This is a genomic window from Donghicola tyrosinivorans, assembly GCF_003003355.1.
Classification (GTDB): domain Bacteria; phylum Pseudomonadota; class Alphaproteobacteria; order Rhodobacterales; family Rhodobacteraceae; genus Donghicola; species Donghicola tyrosinivorans.
In genome coordinates this window covers 1-19,998 of record NZ_PVTQ01000009.1, presented here as the reverse complement: position 1 = coordinate 19,998, position 19,998 = coordinate 1, and the positions used below count along the sequence as shown (strand labels likewise).

The 19,998-nt window shown below is 61.2% G+C and carries 17 protein-coding genes and 1 pseudogene; 2 read left to right on the top strand and 16 right to left on the bottom strand.

All coding sequences use genetic code 11. The annotated features are described in order from the left end of the window. Position 1: 1 nt before the first annotated feature. Positions 2-1,288 carry an NAD(P)/FAD-dependent oxidoreductase gene (locus CLV74_RS13060; protein WP_106265486.1) on the bottom strand — a complete coding sequence of 429 codons (1,287 nt, stop codon included), beginning with the start codon at positions 1,286-1,288 and terminating at the stop codon, positions 2-4. A 192-nt stretch (positions 1,289-1,480) separates the two neighbouring features. On the opposite strand from CLV74_RS13060, the gene CLV74_RS13055 reads away from it, so the two are divergent. Continuing rightward, positions 1,481-2,383: a LysR family transcriptional regulator gene (locus CLV74_RS13055; protein WP_106265484.1), complete on the top strand. Its 903-nt coding sequence runs from the start codon at positions 1,481-1,483 to the stop codon at positions 2,381-2,383. On the opposite strand, the gene gph is transcribed toward CLV74_RS13055, so the two are convergent. The 12 genes from gph to CLV74_RS12995 form a co-directional block, all read right to left on the bottom strand. After that, positions 2,380-3,036 carry a phosphoglycolate phosphatase gene (gph, locus tag CLV74_RS13050; RefSeq protein WP_106265481.1) on the bottom strand — a complete coding sequence of 219 codons (657 nt, stop codon included), beginning with the start codon at positions 3,034-3,036 and terminating at the stop codon, positions 2,380-2,382. The two genes, CLV74_RS13055 and gph, sit on opposite strands and share 4 nt — an antisense overlap. After that, positions 3,036-3,590, bottom strand: coding sequence for a thioredoxin family protein (locus CLV74_RS13045; protein ID WP_106265479.1), 555 nt, complete (start codon positions 3,588-3,590; stop codon positions 3,036-3,038). Before CLV74_RS13045 ends, gph begins: the two co-directional genes overlap by 1 nt. A 12-nt stretch (positions 3,591-3,602) precedes the next feature. Then, complete coding sequence (gene rpe / locus CLV74_RS13040; RefSeq protein ID WP_106265477.1) at positions 3,603-4,280, bottom strand: ribulose-phosphate 3-epimerase; 678 nt, start codon at positions 4,278-4,280, stop codon at positions 3,603-3,605. Beyond that, positions 4,277-5,194: a CbbX protein gene (gene cbbX, locus CLV74_RS13035; protein WP_106265474.1), complete on the bottom strand. Its 918-nt coding sequence runs from the start codon at positions 5,192-5,194 to the stop codon at positions 4,277-4,279. The genes rpe and cbbX overlap by 4 nt, the downstream gene beginning before the upstream one ends. Positions 5,195-5,287: 93 nt before the next feature. Then, positions 5,288-5,677, bottom strand: coding sequence for a ribulose bisphosphate carboxylase small subunit (locus CLV74_RS13030; RefSeq protein WP_106265471.1), 390 nt, complete (start codon positions 5,675-5,677; stop codon positions 5,288-5,290). A 65-nt stretch (positions 5,678-5,742) separates the two neighbouring features. Next, entirely contained in the window at positions 5,743-7,212 is a 1,470-nt protein-coding gene (locus CLV74_RS13025; RefSeq protein WP_170108050.1) for a form I ribulose bisphosphate carboxylase large subunit, read from the bottom strand. Positions 7,213-7,235: 23 nt separating this feature from the next. Continuing rightward, positions 7,236-8,315, bottom strand: a complete 1,080-nt coding sequence (fba, locus tag CLV74_RS13020) for a class II fructose-bisphosphate aldolase (protein ID WP_106265469.1) — start codon at positions 8,313-8,315, stop codon at positions 7,236-7,238. A gap of 16 nt (positions 8,316-8,331) precedes the next feature. Beyond that, positions 8,332-9,540 carry a phosphoglycerate kinase gene (locus CLV74_RS13015; RefSeq protein WP_106265467.1) on the bottom strand — a complete coding sequence of 403 codons (1,209 nt, stop codon included), beginning with the start codon at positions 9,538-9,540 and terminating at the stop codon, positions 8,332-8,334. Beyond that, on the bottom strand, positions 9,540-10,541 hold the full coding sequence (gap, locus tag CLV74_RS13010; protein ID WP_106265465.1) for a type I glyceraldehyde-3-phosphate dehydrogenase: 1,002 nt from the start codon (positions 10,539-10,541) through the stop codon (positions 9,540-9,542). The genes CLV74_RS13015 and gap overlap by 1 nt, the downstream gene beginning before the upstream one ends. Before the next feature lie 8 nt (positions 10,542-10,549). Then, the gene (gene tkt, locus CLV74_RS13005; protein WP_106265463.1) at positions 10,550-12,544 is read right to left on the bottom strand and encodes a transketolase; all 1,995 of its coding nucleotides are present in this window, start codon (positions 12,542-12,544) and stop codon (positions 10,550-10,552) included. Positions 12,545-12,554: 10 nt separating this feature from the next. Next, a complete protein-coding gene (locus CLV74_RS13000) occupies positions 12,555-13,427 on the bottom strand; it encodes a phosphoribulokinase (protein WP_106265461.1) in 873 nt (290 codons plus the stop codon). Positions 13,428-13,446: 19 nt separating this feature from the next. Next, the gene (locus CLV74_RS12995) at positions 13,447-14,442 is read right to left on the bottom strand and encodes a class 1 fructose-bisphosphatase (protein WP_106265832.1); all 996 of its coding nucleotides are present in this window, start codon (positions 14,440-14,442) and stop codon (positions 13,447-13,449) included. A gap of 113 nt (positions 14,443-14,555) precedes the next feature. Here CLV74_RS12995 and CLV74_RS12990 point away from each other — a divergent pair, with 113 nt between their 5' ends. Next, entirely contained in the window at positions 14,556-15,503 is a 948-nt protein-coding gene (locus tag CLV74_RS12990; protein WP_106265459.1) for a LysR substrate-binding domain-containing protein, read from the top strand. A gap of 54 nt (positions 15,504-15,557) precedes the next feature. Here CLV74_RS12990 and putA read toward each other — a convergent pair whose 3' ends face one another. The 3 genes and pseudogenes from putA to CLV74_RS12975 form a co-directional block, all read right to left on the bottom strand. Beyond that, complete coding sequence (gene putA / locus CLV74_RS12985) at positions 15,558-18,971, bottom strand: bifunctional proline dehydrogenase/L-glutamate gamma-semialdehyde dehydrogenase PutA (RefSeq protein ID WP_106265456.1); 3,414 nt, start codon at positions 18,969-18,971, stop codon at positions 15,558-15,560. A 324-nt stretch (positions 18,972-19,295) separates the two neighbouring features. Beyond that, complete coding sequence (locus CLV74_RS12980) at positions 19,296-19,598, bottom strand: hypothetical protein (RefSeq protein ID WP_146134954.1); 303 nt, start codon at positions 19,596-19,598, stop codon at positions 19,296-19,298. Beyond that, a pseudogene (locus CLV74_RS12975) lies at positions 19,562-19,876 on the bottom strand (transposase domain-containing protein); the annotation flags it as partial. The gene CLV74_RS12980 and the pseudogene CLV74_RS12975, both read right to left, overlap by 37 nt. Positions 19,877-19,998: the final 122 nt, after the last annotated feature.

The window sequence follows — 19,998 nt, the reverse complement described above, 5'->3', positions numbered from 1 at the left end:
CCTAACGGGGACGCACCGCGTTCACCCCATGGACCAGCGCCGCCCCCACTCTCAGGGCGGCGCTTTTTATATCGCGCATCGGCGCAGGGTGAGCCGTGACCTGCGGCAAGGGGATTTCGTCCAAAGGCAGATTGCCCGCGATGTGATGGGCCAACGCTTTGCCACACACAGTGCCCGGCGCAATGCCCCGCCCATTGTAGCCCGCCACCGCAAAGCCGTTCGGCCCCAGCACATGCAGGCGCGGCAGGTTGTTCGCCGTCATGCCAATCTGGCCGAACCATTCATGTTCAAACGTCACGCCCCTAAGCTGCGGGAAAAGGCGCACCATATCCCTCAGGGCCCACGCGCGATGCACGCCAGCCTCAACCCCCAAGGCCCCGACCGAGCCCCAAACCAGCCGCCCCGCCGCATCCAACCGGAATGAGGTCAGCACCTCTTGCGTGTCCCAAGCCCCCTGCTTTTCGGGCAGGATTTCGGACAGTTGCTGCGGTGTCAGCGGCGTGGTCGCCATGTTGAAATAGGGCAGGATAACCTGCTGCGTCGCAAGTTCGGGAAAAACGCGGGCCATATAGGCATCGCCCGCAGCAATCAAAGCGCCCGCCCGCACGGTGCCGCCATCAGTGCGCAACTGCCAGCCATCGCCCACATGCTGCACGTCCCGAACCTGCGTGGCGGTGAAAATCTGTGCGCCCTCGGCCAGCGCCGCCCGCGCCAAGCCACGCGCATAAGCCATCGGTTGGATCGTTCCCGCCCGATGATCCCACAAAGCGCCCTCATAACCATCCGAGCCGATCTTGCGTGCTGCCTCGGCCTTGCCCAGAACCTCAACTGCTGCGCCACGGGCCTGCCATTGGCGGCAACGGTCCCGCACCTCGGCCAAGCCCTTTGGGCCCACGGCGCAATGCAGGGTGCCGGTCCGCTGCGCCTCACACGGGATGGCGTATCGGTCAATCAGATCGAAGACCTCTCGCGGGGCATCGCCAAGGAAATCCAGCAGGCGCGATCCCATGTCCGACCCAAGCGCGGTCAGCAGGTCCTCGGGCATCACCCACATTCCTGCGTTCACCAGCCCCACGTTGCGCCCAGCGCCGCCAAAGCCGATATCCCGCGCCTCAAGCACCACCACGCTACGGCCCAGTTGCGCCAGATGCAGCGCCGCCGACAAACCCGTGTAACCCGCGCCGATAATGGCCACATCAGCCTGAACATCGCCGTCCAAAGGCGCGGTGTCCCGCGCGGCAGGGGCGCTGCGGCCCCAAAGGCCGTGAGTCAGGGTGCTTGCAGTCATCGGCAATCTCTCTTGCGCAGTCTTTCCCAAAGCATGAGCGCCATCCGCGCCGCAAAGCCATTGCCAAATCATGCCAAGGTCATTCTCTTTTCGCATGACCCCGCCAGAGCGCCACGTCAAAACATAGCCCTGACCCTCGCCTTTGGCCCTGCTCCGCGCTAGTGTCATACGACTGACGAATGAGTTTTCCCGATGCGCACACCCCGCCGTTTCCTGCCTTCTTTGTCGCTTTTGCAGGCATTCGAGGCCGCAGCCCGCACCCAAAGCGTCACTGCTGCGGCCCATGAGCTTTCTTTGACCCAATCGGCGGTCTCTCGGCAGATCAAGGCGTTGGAAGAGCAGCTTGGAACGGACCTCTTCCACCGCGAACGCCAGACCATCCGCCTGACCGCAGGGGGAGAGCGCTATGCACGCGACATCCGCGAGGCGCTGCAAAAAATCTCGGCCGCATCGATGAATTTGCGGGCAAATCCCACGGGCGGCACCCTGTCTCTGGCGATCCTGCCCACCTTCGGCACCCGCTGGCTGGCCCCGCGCCTGCCTGATTTTCTGCAACAGACGCCGGGAATCACCATCAATCTGGTCACCAAAATCCAGCGCTTCGATTTCGGGTCCGAGGCCGTGGACGCCGCAATCCATTTCGGCAAACCGGACTGGACCGGTTGCGATTTTCTGTACCTGATGGGGGAAACCGTGGTGCCCGCTTGCTCGCCAGAACTGCTAGAGCGGCTGAACATCCAAAGCGACGAAGACCTGATGGCCGCGCCCCTTCTGCACCTGACCAGCCGCCCCGACGCATGGGAGCGGTATTTTGACCACGCAGGCATTGCTTGCGGCGCAGTCCACGGGATGCTGTTTGACCAGTTCGCCACCGCCGCCCAAGCCGCGATGGCAGGCATCGGCATAGCCCTGCTGCCGGAATTCCTGATCAAGAATGAACTGGACGCAGGCACATTGGTCCGCGCCCGCCCCGAAGGGATGCGCAGCGATGCGGCCTATTACCTGTGCTGGCCCTATGCGCGGGACAGCTATCCGCCGCTGGTCGCCTTCCGCGACTGGCTGGCACGGATCACAGCGCCCACGTCGGGGGCCTAGGCGGCCTCGGCCAGCAGTGAACTGACCAGATCGGGCAACCCGTCAAAGGCGCTAAAAGTGGCTGTATGCGGGATCATCGACAGGGACGTTTTGCGATAGCCTTCGGTGAACAGCAAAAACGGCACCATCGCCCGCTGCGCGGTTTCGGCATCCACTTCGCTGTCGCCCACATAAATCTCTGGCCCCTCCCCCAGCTTGCGGAAGGCCGCATCCAGTGGCGAGGGGTCAGGCTTATGCACCGGCAGGCTGTCCCCGCCCCAGACGGTCTCGAAATACGGCGACAATCCGAGGTGATCCAACACCGCCTTCGTCGCCCGCAGCGGCTTGTTCGTGCAAATCCCCAAGCGATGCCCCTGCCCGCGCAGGGTCCGCAGCGCTGCCTCGACCCCCGCATAGGGACGGGTCAGGGTCACAGCGCGATCGTAGTTGGCCACGAAATCCATCAGCATCCGCTCTTGCCGACTGTCAGGAATGCCACGCGCCGCCCGCATCCGCTGTACGAACACAGCCGCGCCATTGCCGATGAAATCCCGCGCCTGTTCCAGCGTGATCGGGTCATAGCCATCGGCGGTCAGCAGCGCATTGGCGATCCCGTGGATATCGGGCGCACTGTCGATCAGCGTCCCATCAAGGTCGAAAACTATCCGCGCCATCAACTCTCCTTCCACTTGATCGAACACCCCATCGAGGGGATCTGCTCCTGCGGGCCTTTCCCCGTCAGAGCCACTTGTTTCATCGCCTCAAAAAGATCGCGGCGCAGATCATCCGGCCCCGCCTGTTTGGTCGAGGCATCCAGCCGCCCGCGATATTGCAGCCCGCCCTGCGCATCAAAGCCGAAGAAATCCGGCGTACAGGCCGCATCATAGGCGCGGGCCACCTCTTGGCTCTCATCATACAGATAGGGGAAAGGAAACTGACGCTCCTCCGCCATTTTCTGCATGTTTTCAAAGCTGTCTGCCGGATAGGCCGTGGCATCATTTGCGCTGATCGCCACCACACCAACCCCCAGCGTTTGCAACTCTTTCGCGTCCCGAATGATCCGGTCCATCACCGCCAGCACGTAGGGGCAGTGGTTGCAGATGAACATGACCAGCGTGCCTTTTTCGCCCTTCACATCGCACAGGCTCACCTTGCGCCCATCAATCGCAGGCAATGAGAACGCAGGCGCGGGCCAGCCGAAATCGCAGATAGGGGGAGTGACAGGCATCTAAGGTCTCCTTCAGGAACAGGCGTTGCGGATTGCCGCGATATTAGCGCCATAAACCTCTGGGCTGTCCACCGATCCGCCCCTGAACACCGCACTTCCCGCCACCAGCACATCAGCGCCCGCCGCAGCGACCAAAGGCGCAGTGGTGGGATCAACGCCACCATCCACCTGAATGTGGATGGGCCGATCCCCAATCATTGCCCGCAAAGCGCGGATTTTGGCGGTCATATCGATGAACTTCTGCCCGCCGAAACCGGGGTTCACGGTCATCACGCAGATCAGATCGGTCAAGTCCAGCAGATGGGCCACCGCTTCGGCAGGGGTTGCGGGGTTCAAAGCAAGACCAGCCTTCATTCCCGCCCCGCGTATGGCCTGCAAGGTGCGGTGAATATGCGGCCCCGCCTCAAGATGCGCGGTCAGCACATCGGCCCCCGCATCCGCATAAGCGTCAATATAAGGGTCCACCGGCGCGATCATCAGATGCACATCCATAACCGTCTTCACATGGGGCCGGAACGCCTTCACCGCTGGCGGGCCAAAGGTCAAGTTGGGCACGAAATGCCCGTCCATCACATCCACATGAACCCAATCGGCCCCTTGCGCCTCGATGGCCCGTATCTCCTGACCGAAATTCGCAAAATCCGCCGATAGAATGGACGGAGCAATCTTCACGCCGCGATCAAAACTCATTCCGCTGCCTCCCGCATCCGGTCCACATCAAGGCCCCCTTGGAACACACGGCTGGCCCGCAAATCCGCTGCTGTGATGGTGGACAAGGCCACCGCATCCAACGGGCCTTTGGCCTCGGAAAACAGCCGGTTCGCCTGCCGCAACCGCGCACGGTCCAGCGCATTCCGGATCGACCGCGCGTTGGCAAAATGAGGCTGCATCCGGCGTAGCGCAATATAATCCGCCATGGCCGCCTCGGCCTCGGGATCAAACACATAGCTCTGGCTTTCCAGCATAGACTGGGAAATCCGCAGCAATTCGTCATCCGAGTAATCAGGAAAATCAATGTGATGGGCGATGCGCGACCGAAAGCCCGGATTGGCGCTGAAAAACTTGTCCATCCGGTCCGCGTAACCGGCCATGATCACCACCAGATCGTCGCGGTTGTTCTCCATGACCTGCAACAGGATCTCGATGGCTTCCTGTCCGTAATCGCGCTCGTTGTCGGGCTTATACAGATAGTAAGCCTCATCGATGAACAGCACCCCGCCCATGGCGCGCTTCAAGACCTCTTTGGTCTTGGGTGCCGTATGGCCAATGTACTGCCCCACCAGATCATCCCGCGTCACCGACACCAGATGCCCTTTGCGCACATAGCCAAGCCGGTGCAGCAACCCAGCCATCATTCGCGCCACAGTCGTCTTGCCGGTACCGGGATTGCCGGTAAACGACATATGCAGGGTCGGCGTCTCGATCGAGAGCCCCAAATCCCGCCGCGCCTTATCCACCAAAAGCAAAGCCGCCGTCTCGCGAATACGCTGCTTGACGGGCGCAAGGCCGATCAACTCGCGGTCCAGTTCCTCCAGAACCTCCCGCACGCCCGAGGCCTCATACTCCGCCGCCAGATCTACGGTCTGCACCACATCGTCGGCCATCTTCCTACTCCCTGCTTTCATCTTGGTAAAAATACCTCGGGGGTCCGGGGGCAGCGCCCCCGGCCTCTCGGATCGGCGCAAGCGCCGATCACCTTAGCGCCGCGCATCCCAGCTATAGCGTTGCGAACGGCCGTCCACGTCGGTCCGCGTCATATGGAACGAAGGTTCATCCGCAGGGCGATTGACGATAAAGCTCATCATCACGGTCTCGAAGCCACGGGTGTTGTCGAAGGCCTGAATGCGGATGTAGGCATCCGGGTTAGCCTTCCGGCACTCGTCCAACTCCATCATCACGCCTTTGGCGTCAAGCAAATCGAACATGGGGTGCCCCCACATCTCCCAATAGGTGTTACGGGGGTGCGGATCGTTGGTGTACTCTAGGCTCACCGCCCATTCACGGCCCAGAATATACTCGACTTGCTTGTTGATCTGCTCGTCGGTCAGATCGGGAAGAAAGCTGAAGCAGCCTTGTGTCATACGCATGATTGTCTCTCCTGAAATCTGGTGATGGCGCCACACGCAAAGCAAATCGCGTGTGGCAAAACCGCTTACATCGCGGGCATCGCCGTCGGCACAAAGTCCGAGGTATCCGTCGAGGTGTAGTTGAAGGTGATGTTCCCCCAGGTATCCAGCGCCGCTTCCAGCGGCTTGCACCACTTGGCCGCTTCGCGCAGGATTTCAGGACCTTCGCGACCGATCTCGCGGCCTTCGTTGCGGGCAAGGATCATCGCCTCCAGCGCCACACGGTTTGCGGTTGCGCCGGCCTGAATGCCCATCGGGTGACCGATGGTGCCGCCGCCGAACTGCAGAACCACATCGTCGCCGAACAGCTCGATCAGCTGGTGCATCTGGCCCGCGTGAATACCGCCCGAGGCCACAGGCATCACTTTCTTGATGTCGCCCCACTCCTGCTCGAAGAAGATACCGCGCTGCAGATCCACTTCGTTCCGTGTTTCGCGGCAAACGTTGTAATAGCCCTGAACGGTCATGGGATCGCCTTCCAGCTTACCCACGGCAGTACCGCAGTGCAGGTGGTCGACGCCAGCCAGACGCAGCCACTTGGCGATCACGCGGAAGCTGATGCCGTGGTTTTTCTGGCGGGTATAGGTGCCATGACCTGCGCGGTGCATGTGCAGGATCATGTCGTTGCGGCGGCACCATTCGCTGATCGACTGGATCGCGGTCCAGCCAACAATCAGGTCCACCATCACGATGACCGAGCCAAGCTGCTTGGCGAACTCGGCGCGGGCGTACATCTCTTCCATGGTGCCCGCAGTGATGTTCAGGTAGTGGCCCTTCACTTCGCCGGTTTCGGCAGTCGCCTTGTTCACCGCCTCCATGCAGTACAGGAAGCGGTCACGCCAGTGCATGAAGGGCTGACTGTTGATGTTCTCGTCGTCCTTCATGAAGTCCAGACCACCCTTCAGGCCCTCATAGACCACGCGGCCATAGTTCTTGCCCGACAGACCCAGCTTGGGCTTGGTGGTTGCGCCCAGAAGGGGCTTGCCGAACTTGTCCAGACGCTCGCGCTCGACCACCAGACCGGTGGGCGGGCCTTTGAAGGTTTTGACGTAGGCCACAGGAAAGCGCATGTCTTCCAGACGCGCGGCCATCAGCGGTTTGAAGCTGAACACGTTGCCGATGATCGAGGCCGTCAGGTTCGCGATCGAGCCCTCTTCGAACAGGATCAGGTCATAGGCCACATAGGCAAAGTACTGGCCGGGCTGGCCGGGGACCGGATCAACGCGGTAGGCCTTGGCACGGTACTGGTCGGCAGCGGTCAGACGGTCGGTCCAGACCACAGTCCATGTGGCGGTCGAAGATTCGCCTGCCACAGCGGCCGCTGCCTCGATAGGGTCCACGCCTTCCTGCGGGGTGATGCGGAACAGGGCAAGGATATCAGTGTCCTTGGGCTGGTAGTCGCCATCCCAGTAGCCCATCTGGGCGTATTTCAGAACACCAGCGGCGTAGCGCTTTTTCTTGTCCTTGATCTCGGTAGGGTTGCTCATGTCGTTCATGGGTCAGGCCTCCTCTGTCTGACTCAGGCTGCGCGGGCGGCAGCGATTTGGGGGTCCAGCGCGCCGCTGGCATAGCGGCGGGCCATTTCATCCATGGAAAGCGGCTTGATCTTCGCGGACTGGCCAGCGGTGCCGAAACGCTCGAAGCGGTCGCGGCACAGGTCTTCCAGTTCCTTCATCGCGGGGATCAGGAATTTACGGGGATCGAATTCGCTGGGCTTTTCGGTGGCGATCTTGCGGAACTGACCGGTCATGGCCATGCGGCAGTCGGTGTCGATGTTGACCTTGCGCACGCCCATCTTGATGCCGCGCTCGATCTCTTCGACCGGCACGCCGTAGGTCTGGGGCATGTCACCGCCGTGGGCATTGATCAGGTCCTGCAACTCCTGCGGAACCGAACTGGACCCGTGCATCACCAGATGGGTGTTGGGCAGCTTTTCGTGGATGCGCTTGATGGTCTCCATCGACAGGATATCGCCATCGGGTTTGCGGCTGAATTTATAGGCCCCGTGCGAGGTGCCGCAGGCAATCGCCAGCGCATCGCAACGGGTCGCCATTACGAAATCCACCGCTTGATCCGGATCGGTCAGCAGCTGGTCGTGGGACAGTTTACCCACCGCGCCCGAGCCATCTTCCTCACCGGCCTCGCCAGTCTCCAGACTGCCAAGGACGCCCAACTCGCCCTCGACCGAGGCCCCCACCGCATGGGCCGCCTTTGTGACGCGTGCGGTGATCTCGACGTTGTAGTCAAAGTCGGCGGGGGTCTTCATGTCCTCATGCAATGAGCCGTCCATCATCACCGAGGTAAAGCCGTGACGGATCGCGGAAAGGCAGGTGGCGTCATTGTTGCCGTGGTCCTGATGCAGCACGACGTGGTTGTCGGGGTACATCTCGGCCAGTGCCGTCACCATGTGTCGCAGCATGATGTCGCCCGCGTAGGACCGTGCGCCACGGCTGGCCTGAAGGATCACCGGCGCGCCAGTTGCCTCGGCAGCCTTCATGATCGCCAGCCCTTGCTCCATGTTGTTGATGTTGAAAGCCGGAACGCCGTAGCTGTGCTCGGCTGCGTGATCCAGCAATTGTCTCAAGGTTATCAGTGCCATATTGGTCTCCTCCCCCTCAGGCTGCCTTGGCTGCCCCTTGCAGGGCCGCGATACCGGGAAGGGTCTTGCCCTCCAGCCATTCCAGAAACGCCCCACCCGCAGTGGAGACGTAGCTAAACTCATTCGCGACAGCCGCGCCGTTCAGGGCGGCCACCGTGTCGCCTCCGCCTGCCACACTGACCGCGCGTCCCTGCCGCGTCAGTGCGGCGGCGCTGCGGGCCAGTTGATTGGTGGCATGGTCGAAAGGCGGGATTTCAAAGGCCCCCAGCGGGCCGTTCCAGAGGATCGTCCGGCACTCGCTGAGGACCCGTTGGAAACCGGCAAGAGAGCGGGGACCGGCATCCAAAATCATTGATCCACCAAGACATTCCTTGGCCCCGACCACACGGTTTTCGGCACCGGCTTTGAACTCGGTCGCCACCACAACATCCGTGGGCAGGTGGATCTGGCAGCCCGATTTGGCGGCCAGCTTGCGGATCTGGGCCACGGTTTCCACCTGATCGGCCTCATGCAGTGAGCGGCCCATGGGTGCGCCATCGGCAAAGAGGAAGGTGTTCGCCATCCCGCCGCCGATGATCACGTGGTCCAGCTTGGTCACAAGGTTCTTAAGGACCGCAATCTTGCTGGAGACCTTCGCGCCACCGACGATCGCCACCGCCGGTTTCGCGGGGTTCTCCAGCGCCGTCGTCAGAGCCTGCATTTCCTCTAGCAAAAGAGGGCCTGCATAGGCGGGCAGCATCTGCGCCAGACCAACGGTCGAGGCATGCGCACGGTGCGCACAGCTGAACGCGTCATTCACATAGACATCGCCCATCTTGGCCAGCGCAGCGGCAAAGGCGGGGTCATTCGCCGTCTCGCCAGGATTATAGCGCAGGTTCTCGCACAGCAGGACCTCGCCGTCTTTCAGGCTACGGCTGAGGATCACCGCTGAATCCTCGGCGCAGACGTCCGAGAATTTGACCGGAACCCCCAAGGCCGCCGACAGGGCAGGACGCAGTTTGTCCACGGAATAGGCGGGGTTCATCTCGTTGCTTTTGGGGCGGCCAAAGTGGGTCAGGATCACCAGACGGGCGCCTTTTTCCAGCAGGGGCTTCATCCCTTCGGCAAAGCGGGCGATGCGAGTGGCATCGGTGACCCGATCGCCATCCACCGGAACATTCAGATCCGCACGGACCAGAATGCGGCGGCCTTTCACCTCGGCATCCATGATCGAGGGCAGTGTCATCAGATCAGCCTCCCCATCGCGACGGCAGTGTCCGCCATGCGGTTCGAGAAGCCCCATTCGTTGTCGTACCAGCTTAGGATGCGGCACATGCGGCCTTCCATGACCTTGGTCTGGTCCATGTGGAAGATCGACGAGTGGGGATCGTGGTTAAAGTCCATCGACACGTTCGGCGCATCGGTGAACCCCAGCACGCCCTTCAGATCGCCGTTGGCAGCGGTGCGGATGGCCTCGTTGATCTCTTCGACAGTGGTGTCGCGGGCAGCCATGAAGGTCAGGTCCACGACCGAGACGTTCGGGGTCGGCACACGGATCGCCACACCATCCAGCTTGCCGTTCAGTTCCGGCAGCACCAGACCCACAGCCTTTGCCGCGCCGGTCGAGGTGGGGATCATCGACAGAGCCGCCGCACGGGCGCGATAACGGTCCGAATGCATGGTATCCAGCGTCGGCTGATCGCCGGTGTAGCTGTGGATCGTGGTCATAAAGCCTTTTTCGATCCCGATGGCCTCATTCAGAACCTTGGCGACAGGCGACAGGCAGTTTGTGGTGCAGGATGCGTTCGACACGATGATGTCGCTTCCAGTCAGATCGCGGTGGTTCACACCAAAGACCACGGTCCGATCCACGCCCGTCGCGGGGGCCGAAACCAGTACCCGCTTGGACCCGTTTTCCAAATGCAGCGCGGCCTTTTCGCGGGCAGTGAAGATACCGGTGCATTCCAGCGCGATATCAACGCCGTCCCACGGTAGGTCTTTGGGATCGCGGATGGCGGTGACCTCGATAGGGCCGCGACCGATATCGATGGCATTGCCGTTCACGCGCACGTCGCCGGGGTAGCGGCCATGCACACTGTCAAAGCGCAGCAGATGGGCGTTGGTCTCAACGGGGCCCAGATCGTTGATCGCAACCACTTCGATGTCGTTGCGGCCGGACTCTGCGATAGCGCGAAGCACATTTCTCCCGATACGGCCGAAGCCGTTGATGGCAACCTTGGTTGTCATGGCACTGGTTATCCCTTGTTGATCAGTCGTTTAGCCGATGCGGCAACCGCGCCGGCAGTGATATTGAAGTGGCGGTACAATTCATCCGCAGGGGCGCTGGCCCCGAAGCCGGTCATGCCGACAAAGCCGTCGTTGCGCTCTAGGAACAGCTCCCACCCCTGACGGATGGCGGCCTCGACACCCACGCGGGGGACAGAGCCACGAACGGCGGCGCGGTATTCGGTGGGCTGCTGCGCAAACAGCTCAAAGCTGGGGGCCGAGACCACGGCGGCGTTAATGCCTTCGTTCGCCAAGAGGTCTGCAGCCTCCATCGCGATCTCGACCTCTGATCCGGTGGCGATCAAGGTCACATCCCGTTCCCCTTCCGGCGCACGCAGAACATATGCGCCCTTGGCGGTCAGGTTGCTGTCCGAATGGCGGGTCCGCAGCACCGGCAGGTTCTGGCGAGACAGGCAATGCAAGGTCGGCGTCGCTTTCGATGTCGCGGCCAGCTGCCATGCCTCGGCGGTTTCTACCGCGTCACAGGGGCGGAAGACCGTCAGGTTCGGCATGGCCCGAAGCGAGGCGATGGTCTCCACCGGCTGGTGGGTCGGGCCATCTTCACCCAGACCGATGCTGTCGTGGGTCATCACGTAGGACACCGGCACACCCATCAGCGCCGACAGGCGGATCGAGGGGCGGCAATAGTCCGCGAAGGCCAAGAACGTACCGCCGTAGGTAAAGAACCCGCCGTGCAGCGCGATGCCGTTCATCGCCGCCGCCATAGCATGTTCGCGGATGCCATAGTGGATGTAGTCGCCGCTGTAATCGTCGCGGGTGACACTGCGCATCTGGCTGGTGCGGGTCAGGTTCGAGCCAGTCAAATCCGCCGAGCCACCAACCGAATTGGGCAGCGCACCATTGATCACTTCCAGAGCCATCTCGGACGCCTTGCGGGTCGCGACTTTGGGCTGATCGGCGCTAAGCTTGGCCTTATAAGCGTTGATGCAAGCATCCAGCGCGGCCTCATCGGGGGCGCTAAGGGTCGCCTCGAACACATCACGCTTGTCGCTGGCTTTCTTGCGGGCGGTCCAGTCGGCGCGGGCATTGGCGCCACGGGCAGCGATGCCACCCCATGCGCTTTTGACCTCTCGCGGCACTTCGAACGGCGCGTGGGGCCAGTTCAGCGCAGCGCGCGCGGCTTCAATCTCTTCGGCGCCCAATGGCGCACCGTGCACCTTGTGGCTGCCCTCTTTGTTGGGGGCGCCTTTGCCGATGGTCGTACGGCAGGCGATCAGCGAAGGGCGCAAGTCAGCGCGGGCTTTTTCAATCGTGCGGGCGATGGCATCGGGGTTGTGACCATCCACGGCCTGCACGTGCCAACCGGCCGCCTCAAAGCGGGCGCGCTGATCCATACTGGTGGACAGATCGGTCGCGCCATCAATGGTGATCTTGTTGTCGTCCCAAAAGACGATCAGACGGCCCAGACCAAGGTGACCTGCCAAATCGATGGCCTCGTGGCTGATGCCTTCCATCAGGCAGCCGTCACCGGCCAGCACATAGGTCCAGTGGTCCACCAGATCATCGCCGAAGCGGGCGTTGTGCATCCGTTCTGCCAGCGCCATGCCGACAGCGGTCGAAATCCCCTGCCCCAGTGGGCCGGTTGTGGTCTCGATCCCTTTGGCGTGACCGTATTCGGGGTGACCTGCGGTGCGTGCGCCCATCTGGCGGAAATTGCGCAGCTGGTCCGCGTCCATGTCGTCGTATCCCAGCAGATGGTTGATCGCATAGACCAGCATCGAGCCGTGTCCGGCGCTCATGACAAAACGGTCGCGGTCGGGCCATGTGTGGTCTTTAGGGTCCACAGTCAGAAAGCGGTTGAACAGAACGGTGGCCACATCGGCCAGCCCCATCGGCGCACCGGGATGCCCCGAGTTGGCCGCCTGCACCGCATCCATCGTCAGGACGCGAATCGCATTGGCCATCGTTGTTTCGTCAACAGTTACGCGGGTTTGCACAGTCATGGCAGCCTCCTCAGCTCCGCTTGGATTCTTGAACAAGGCGCAGGATCATCGGCGTGAAGATCAGCTGCATGGCAAGGTCCATCTTGCCGCCGGGGATCACCAGCGAGTTGGCGCGGGTCATCCAGCTGTCGTGGATCATCGACATGAGGTACGGGAAATCGATGCCACGGGGGTTCTTGAAGCGGATCACCACAAGGCTTTCGTCCGCCGTGGGAATCCAGCGTGCGATGAACGGGTTCGAGGTATCCACCACCGGCACCCGCTGGAAATTGATGTCGGTCTCTGAGAATTGCGGGCAGATGCAATGCACATAGGCGTGCATGCGGCGCAGGATGGTGTCGGTGACGGCCTCGGTCGTGTAACCGCGCTTTGAACTGTCACGATGGATCTTCTGGATCCACTCCAGATTGATGACAGGCACAACGCCCACCTTGAGATCTGCCAGCTTGGCCAGATTGACCTGATCATTCACCACCGCGCCGTGCAGCCCCTCATAGAACAGCAGGTCGCTGTTTTCCTCAAAGGGCTTCCAATCGGTGAAGGTGCCGGGGGCGCTGCCAAGGCGGGCGGCCTCGTCTTCGTCGTGAACGTAATGGCGGGTCTCGCCCTTGCCGGTCTCGGCGTAGCTGCGGAAGACGCTTTCCAGCTTTTCCAGTTCATTTGCATCATAGGAAAAGTGGCTGAACCCCTGATCCCCTTCGGCGGTGCGGCGGTCCAGTTCAGCCTTCATGGCGGCGCGGTCAAAGCGGTGGAATGCATCGCCCTCAATCGATACCGGCGTCACGCCTTCACGGCGGAAAATCTGGTCAAACGTGCTTTTGACGGTGGTCGTGCCTGCGCCGGAAGAGCCGGTGACCGAGATGATGGGATGTTTCTTGGACATATTGATTTTCCGTCAGAATTCAGGCGCGAAACAGGCCGCGGTTACCAAAAAGAGCCGAGACTTCGGTGTCGGGCAGGTCATAGTAGGTCGCCACGCGATCCACCTTGTCGGCGGTGCCGAAAATCAGCGGCGTGCGGGCGTGCAGATGGGCGGGCACCTGATCCAGCACGCGGGCAGTGCCGGTTGTGGCCTTGCCGCCAGATTGCTCGACCAGAAAGGCGATGGGGGCGCATTCATAAACCAGCCGCAGGCGGCCGCTTTCATAGCCCTTCCGCCCGTCCGAGGGGTAAAGGAAGATGCCGCCGCGACACATGATCCGATGGGTTTCCGCTACCAAGGACGCAACCCAACGCATGTTGAAATTCTTGCCGCGCGGGCCTTCGGCACCGGCCAGACAATCGTCGATGTAGGCACGTACGGGCTTGGGCCAATGGCGATAGTTCGAGGCGTTGATGGCGAATTCGCTAGAGGTATCGGGGATGCAGGGGGCGGTCTCGGCCTCAATGAACTGGCGGGCTTCGCGGTCCCAGATGAACTGGCGCACACCGTCACCAAAGGTCACGACCAGCGCGGTCTGGGGGCCGTAGATGAAGTATCCAGATGCCAGCAAGCTGTTGCCATCGCGAAGGAAAGTTCCCTCGGCGTCATCTGTGGCAGGCTGGATGCCAAAAATAGTTCCAATCGAAACATTCGCGTCGATATTGGACGAGCCGTCCAGCGGATCAATCGCCAGCGCCAAGGCGCCATTCACGTCGATCTCGATCACCTCTTCACGCTCTTCGGATGCGTACCAGCGCACACCTGTGCCGCTAAGAGCGCCAGCGAAGGCCTCGTCCGCCATGACGTCGAGTGCCTTTTGCACGTCACCATCGGTGTTGTTGCCGACGCTGTCGGCCAACGCCGGACCTAATGGGCCGCGGCTGATGGTGTCCGAAAGGCCCGCTGCGACATCGCACAGGGCGCTGATTACGGGGCGCAAGGGGGCCGGAATAGGCGCACGGCTTGCGTGGGTCATTGGCAGCATGTGATCAGGGCCTCCCTTCCCGAACCGGTTGCTTGCCGTTGATATTCCCCAGCCTGAGTGATAATAAAATTTGAAAAATTTAATCTGTTCGAAAGAAAAATTTAATGCGCTACGCCAACCAGATCACGTTGAAGCAGCTACGCGCCTTACGTGCAGTCGCGGCAGAGAACACAATTTCTGCGGCCGCATTGCAGCTGGGGCTGACAGGTCCAGCGGTACATAGCCAATTGAAATCGCTTGAGGAAATTGTTGGGTGTTCGCTTTTGTCCCGCGAAGGCTCTGACCGGAATGCTGCAACTCCGCAAGGGCAGGCGCTACTCGATGCCTACGCAGAGATTACCGCATCGCTCGACCGTGCAGTGCATCAGATTGTCGCGCTCAACCAAGGGCAGTCTGGCCGCGTTGTGCTGGGGGTGGTCAGTACGGGCAAGTATTTTGCCCCCAAAATCGTCGCAATGCTGCAACGGGAGATGCCGGGAATCGAGGTCAGTTTGGTCATTGGCAACCGTGGCGAAACCATCGAGGACCTGAAACGGGGCGCCTTCGATCTATGCATCATGGGCCGCCCCCCGCGCGAGCCTTTGACCGAAGAGATCACGCTGGCCGATCACCCCCATGTTCTGATCGCCGCCCACGATCATCCCTTGGCGGGCCTACCGCATGTTCCCCGCGATGCGGTGCTGAAAGAACGGTTTGTCATGCGCGAGGCAGGCTCTGGCACCCGCATTCTGGCCAGCCGCTTTCTGGATGAGATCGGCGACGGCCAAGAGGTCGCCCGTGTGGTCATGGATTCGAACGAAACCATCAAGCAAGCGGTCATGAGCGGGATGGGCGTCGCGGTGATCTCGGCCCACACGGTGGCGGATGAACTGCGCACAGGCCGTTTGGTTTGCCTGCATGTGGACGGGCTGCCGATTTCGCGGAAATGGTACCTGCTATCGCGTCCTGATCGCCCCCTGTCCGCAGCGGCAGAGACCGTGCGCGACTGGATTGGTCAGAACACAGATCGCATCTTTCCCGATCTAAAAGGACTGTGTCCGTCACTTGGCTAGGCCATGAACGAAAAAAGCCCCCGCACAGGGCGGGGGCAGTCGGGGGTTATTCGGTTAACCGGCCAGCAGGGCAGCGTTGCCCCCTGCGGCCGTCGTGTCGATACACAAGTGCCGTTCATGCAGCACATAGGCCGGATCGGGTGTGTCGGTGATCAGGGGCAGGATCGGCCCAGTCCGCTGCGCCAGCGCCTCTGCATAGGTGCGGGCCGTCGCCTCATCCCCCCACCAAAGCACACCGCTGAAACCTGACAACGAGGTCAGCGCCTCTGGATCAACAGCGCCATCCACCGGAACTGCCACGCCACCCAGAGCCATGACCTGTGCGGCCTGCGCTTGCGCGGCCGCAGGCCCCGGCCCCATGCAGAGGATGGGTTCGCGTGCGGTGAAGGTCAGCGTATTCGCCTCGCCAGTCGGGCCGGGCAGCACCAGACGTTCCACCTCAGTACCGTGGGGCGCTTCGGTCAATTGCTGCTGCAAAGCAGGCAGATCAGCCGCATACGCCCACGCGCCAGCGGCGCCAGCAGCCTGCGGCTGGACGAAACGTTTCAGATACAGAGGACCACCCGCCTTTGGACCGGTGCCAGACAACCCTTCGCCGCCAAACGGCTGGCTGCCGACGATCGCGCCGATCTGGTTGCGGTTCACATAGAGGTTGCCCACATGGATGCCGTCCGCAACTTCTTGCACGCGGGTGTCGATGCGGGTGTGCAGACCGAAGGTCAGCCCATAGCCCTTTGCGTTCACCGCCGCGATCACCTTTTCAAGGTCACGCCCTTTGAAGGTCGCCACATGCAGGACGGGGCCAAAGATTTCACGCTCTAGCGTCTGAATGCCATCCACCTTGATCAGGGTCGGAGCCACGAAATGACCCACCTCTGGCGCGGCACGTTGGTGCAGCACACGGCCTTCGGCCTGCGCGGCGCTGATGTAGGCGTTGATCTGGCTTTGCGCCTCTTCGTCGATCACAGGGCCAACGTCCGTGGACAGCAGCCATGGGTCGGCAACAACAAGTTGGTCCATCGCGCCCTTGATCATTTCAATCAAATGGGGGGCGACGTCCTCTTGCACATATAGGCACCGCAGGGCCGAGCATCGCTGCCCCGCCGAACGGAAGGCCGAGGCAACAATGTCCCGCACCGCCTGTTCGGGCAGAGCCGTGCTGTCCACAATCATGGCATTCAGACCGCCGGTTTCCGCAATCAAAGGCGCGGAAGGGACCATATTCGCAGCCATCGCGCGACGGATCAGCAGAGCGGTGTCAGTGCTGCCGGTAAAGACCACTCCCGACACCCGTGCGTCCGAGGTCAGGTCTGCACCAACCGTCGCCCCTTCGCCCGGCAGCAGTTGCAGGGCATGAGTGGGCACGCCGGCCTCATGCAGAAGGCGCACAGCGATGGCAGCGATCAGCGGGGTTTGCTCGGCCGGTTTGGCCAGAACCGCGTTTCCGGTGGCAAGGCCCGCCGCAATCTGGCCAGTGAAAATCGCCAGCGGGAAGTTCCAAGGCGAGATCGCCGTGAATACGCCACGCGGAGCCATATCCGATTTTTCCGCCTCTAACGCGTAGTAGCGAAGGAAATCGACTGCCTCGCGCAGTTCGCCCACAGCGTCGGGCAAAGTCTTGCCCGCCTCTTTCGCCAGCGCCGCAAAGATCAGGCCAAAGTTCGCCTCATAAAGGTCAGCCGCCTTGCGCAGCACGTCGGCGCGGGTGGCAACGGGGGCGGTCCAAGGGGCGGCGTTGGTGATGGCCGCTGCAACGGTTTCCGCGTCCGCTTCGGTCACATGGGCGATCACTTCACCGGTGGCAGGGTTCACCACAGGGCGGTGCTGACCAGCGGGGCTGGCGACCGTCAAAGGCGCAGCATCGGGCAAGGTCACATCGCGCACCGCATCGATCTGGGCCAGCATCTCTTCATCGGTCAGATCAAAACCACGGGCATTCACACGCTCTGCACCAAACAGATCTTTCGGAGCCAGCAGCCCCGCGGGCGCGGTGGCCGTTTCGACTGCCTTAAAGGGATCAGCGGCGATCTCTTCAGGGCGGACATCCTCATCCACGATCTGATGCACAAAGGACGAGTTCGCGCCATTCTCAAGCAAACGACGGACCAGATAGGCCAGAAGATCGCGATGCGCCCCGACCGGCGCATAGATGCGGCAGCGGCCTTTGGTGTCCTTCAAGACAATCTCATGCAGACGCTCGCCCATCCCATGAAGGCGCTGGAATTCAAAGGGACGGCCTTCGGCCATCTCTAGGATCGCAGCAACCGTATGAGCGTTGTGGGTCGCGAATTGGGGGTAGATACGGTCCGCATAGCCGAACAGCTTTTTGGCGTTACAGATATAGCTAACGTCCGTCGCAGCCTTGTTGGTGAACAGGGTAAAGCCATCCAGACCCTCAACCTGCGCCAGCTTCATCTCGGTGTCCCAATAGGCACCTTTCACCAAGCGCACCATGATGCGGCGATCCAGCTTCGAAGCCAGCTTGTACAGCCAATCCAGCGTCAGCCCTGCCCGCTTGCCATAGGCCTGCACAACCACACCAAAGCCGTCCCAACCGGCAAGGTCGGGGCTGCTTAGCACGGCTTCAATGACCTTAAGGGACAAGACCAGGCGGTTCTGCTCTTCGGCGTCCACATTCAGGCCCATGCCCGCCGCCTTGGCCTTGCGGGCCAGATCCAGCACGACAGGAACCAGTTCCTCCATCACACGGGCTTCCTGTGCGACTTCATATCGAGGATGCAGCGCCGACAGTTTGATAGAAATGCCAGGGTTTTCCTGAACTGATCCCTTGGTGCACGCCGCAGCAATCCCGTCGATCGCTTGACCATAGGACTTTGCGTAGCGCTGCGCGTCAGCGGCCGTCATCGCGGCCTCACCCAGCATATCATAGCTGTAGGTGTAGCCCTTTGCCTCCATCTTGGAGGCACGCTCCAGCGCCTTCTGAATGGTTTCGCCCAGAACGAACTGGCGGCCCATTTCCTTCATCGCGCGGCCAACGGCAGTACGGATGACCGGTTCCCCAACCCGCTTGATGGCACCGCGCAGAACGCCCGCCATGCCCGGCTTTTCATCATCCAGAACGCGGCCTGTCAGCATCAGCGCCCAAGTCGACGCATTCACCAGCGTCGACGAGGCCGTCCCAAGGTGTTTGCCCCATTCACTGGGGGCAATCTTGTCCTCAATCAGAGCATCAATGGTGATCGAGTCCGGCACACGCAGCATTGCCTCGGCCAGACACATCAGCGCCACCCCTTCACGGGTCGAGAGGCCATATTCCGCAAGGAAATGCTCCATCAACGTAGGCCGCGCCTCTTTGCGAATGCGATCCACCAACACAGCCGCCCGCGCCGAAATCTGGCTGCGCTGCGCCTCTGACAGGCCGGCACGGCTGATCAGTTCAGCCAAAAGCGCGCGTTCGTCGCGGAATTTTGCGTCATGAGTGAAGGCGGAAAAGGCGAAAGGCGCCATGCGATGCTCCTGCACAGGAAGATTCTTGTCTGATGCAGGATAGCGGAATTCAAAAAGTCGATTTCACTGCAATTGATCGCTACAAGGCGCATTTTGACTTAAAATAGAACGCATGAACGGCATCTAGGTTTTCATATGCCGAAACTACATCAGTTTCGCCTTTTCCATAAAACCGTGACCCATGCGGATGGAACACGCTGTAGGGCGTTAATAGCGTAGTACGCTGCAGGGCATCTGCTGCTGTCACAGTCTGTCTGTATCGTAAGCGCCGGCTGACCACCCTTCGAGTTGTGTCTTGACGATACTTGGGTTGTCGTTGGTGCATCAGCCGATGAGTTTCGCGTCTTTCATGTGTTTGATTGTGTCAGCAACGCTTGTCAGGGCGCCGAGCGCGCCGAAGGTCTCGCTCTTGGTCATGTTCTTGTTGCTCTCGAAGACGTCCATGCCCTGGGTCAGCAGCGCCATGATTTGCGCTTCGTCGATGGCTTTCTTGCGGAGGGCTTCGACGATGACGCCCTCCATGATCATCTGCTGAGCCGTGATCTGGCCCGCAATCACCTCGATGCTGCGCTCGAGGTCCTTAATCTTACTCATGAGTACTTTGACCCGTTCGGCTTGAAGTTCCATGGCATCAGGCTTTTGATCTCGTCCTGCATATGTCCGTTCAATATCTTGTCCAGCACGCGTTCCAGATAGGCCTGCGGGTTGATGCCGTTCAGTTTGCAGGTGCCGATCAGCGATGCCATGCGTGCCCATGTGACCGCCCCGTCGTCGTTTCCCGCAAAGAGTGCATTCTTCCTTGTCAGAGGGATCGGGCGGATTGCGTTCTCGACTGCATTTGTATCCATCTCGATGCAACCGTCGTCAAGGAACCGGGTCAGGCCCACCCATCGTTTGAGGCCGTAAGAGGTGGTCGCGGGATTTCGGACCAGGTGCTAAGCTGTAGCGCCTGAGGAAGAACGCACAGAAATGACCAAACGGAAACGCTATTCGGCAGAGTTCAAGGCGAAAGTGGCTTTGGAGGCCA

What these genes read in the sequence shown, in the direction of transcription:
- rpe (WP_106265477.1), bottom strand. Translation starts at nt 4,280, where the DNA reads ATGAGTTTTGATCGCGGCGTGAAGATTGCTCCGTCCATTCTATCGGCG.
- putA (WP_106265456.1), bottom strand. Translation starts at nt 18,971, where the DNA reads ATGGCGCCTTTCGCCTTTTCCGCCTTCACTCATGACGCAAAATTCCGC.
- gap (WP_106265465.1), bottom strand. Translation starts at nt 10,541, where the DNA reads ATGACAACCAAGGTTGCCATCAACGGCTTCGGCCGTATCGGGAGAAAT.
- CLV74_RS13025 (WP_170108050.1), bottom strand. Translation starts at nt 7,212, where the DNA reads ATGAACGACATGAGCAACCCTACCGAGATCAAGGACAAGAAAAAGCGC.
- CLV74_RS13015 (WP_106265467.1), bottom strand. Translation starts at nt 9,540, where the DNA reads ATGACACTGCCCTCGATCATGGATGCCGAGGTGAAAGGCCGCCGCATT.
- fba (WP_106265469.1), bottom strand. Translation starts at nt 8,315, where the DNA reads ATGGCACTGATAACCTTGAGACAATTGCTGGATCACGCAGCCGAGCAC.
- CLV74_RS13055 (WP_106265484.1), top strand. Translation starts at nt 1,481, where the DNA reads ATGCGCACACCCCGCCGTTTCCTGCCTTCTTTGTCGCTTTTGCAGGCA.
- CLV74_RS13030 (WP_106265471.1), bottom strand. Translation starts at nt 5,677, where the DNA reads ATGCGTATGACACAAGGCTGCTTCAGCTTTCTTCCCGATCTGACCGAC.
- CLV74_RS12980 (WP_146134954.1), bottom strand. Translation starts at nt 19,598, where the DNA reads ATGGAACTTCAAGCCGAACGGGTCAAAGTACTCATGAGTAAGATTAAG.
- CLV74_RS13060 (WP_106265486.1), bottom strand. Translation starts at nt 1,288, where the DNA reads ATGACTGCAAGCACCCTGACTCACGGCCTTTGGGGCCGCAGCGCCCCT.
- CLV74_RS12990 (WP_106265459.1), top strand. Translation starts at nt 14,556, where the DNA reads ATGCGCTACGCCAACCAGATCACGTTGAAGCAGCTACGCGCCTTACGT.
- CLV74_RS13045 (WP_106265479.1), bottom strand. Translation starts at nt 3,590, where the DNA reads ATGCCTGTCACTCCCCCTATCTGCGATTTCGGCTGGCCCGCGCCTGCG.
- cbbX (WP_106265474.1), bottom strand. Translation starts at nt 5,194, where the DNA reads ATGGCCGACGATGTGGTGCAGACCGTAGATCTGGCGGCGGAGTATGAG.
- gph (WP_106265481.1), bottom strand. Translation starts at nt 3,036, where the DNA reads ATGGCGCGGATAGTTTTCGACCTTGATGGGACGCTGATCGACAGTGCG.
- CLV74_RS12995 (WP_106265832.1), bottom strand. Translation starts at nt 14,442, where the DNA reads ATGACCCACGCAAGCCGTGCGCCTATTCCGGCCCCCTTGCGCCCCGTA.
- CLV74_RS13000 (WP_106265461.1), bottom strand. Translation starts at nt 13,427, where the DNA reads ATGTCCAAGAAACATCCCATCATCTCGGTCACCGGCTCTTCCGGCGCA.
- tkt (WP_106265463.1), bottom strand. Translation starts at nt 12,544, where the DNA reads ATGACTGTGCAAACCCGCGTAACTGTTGACGAAACAACGATGGCCAAT.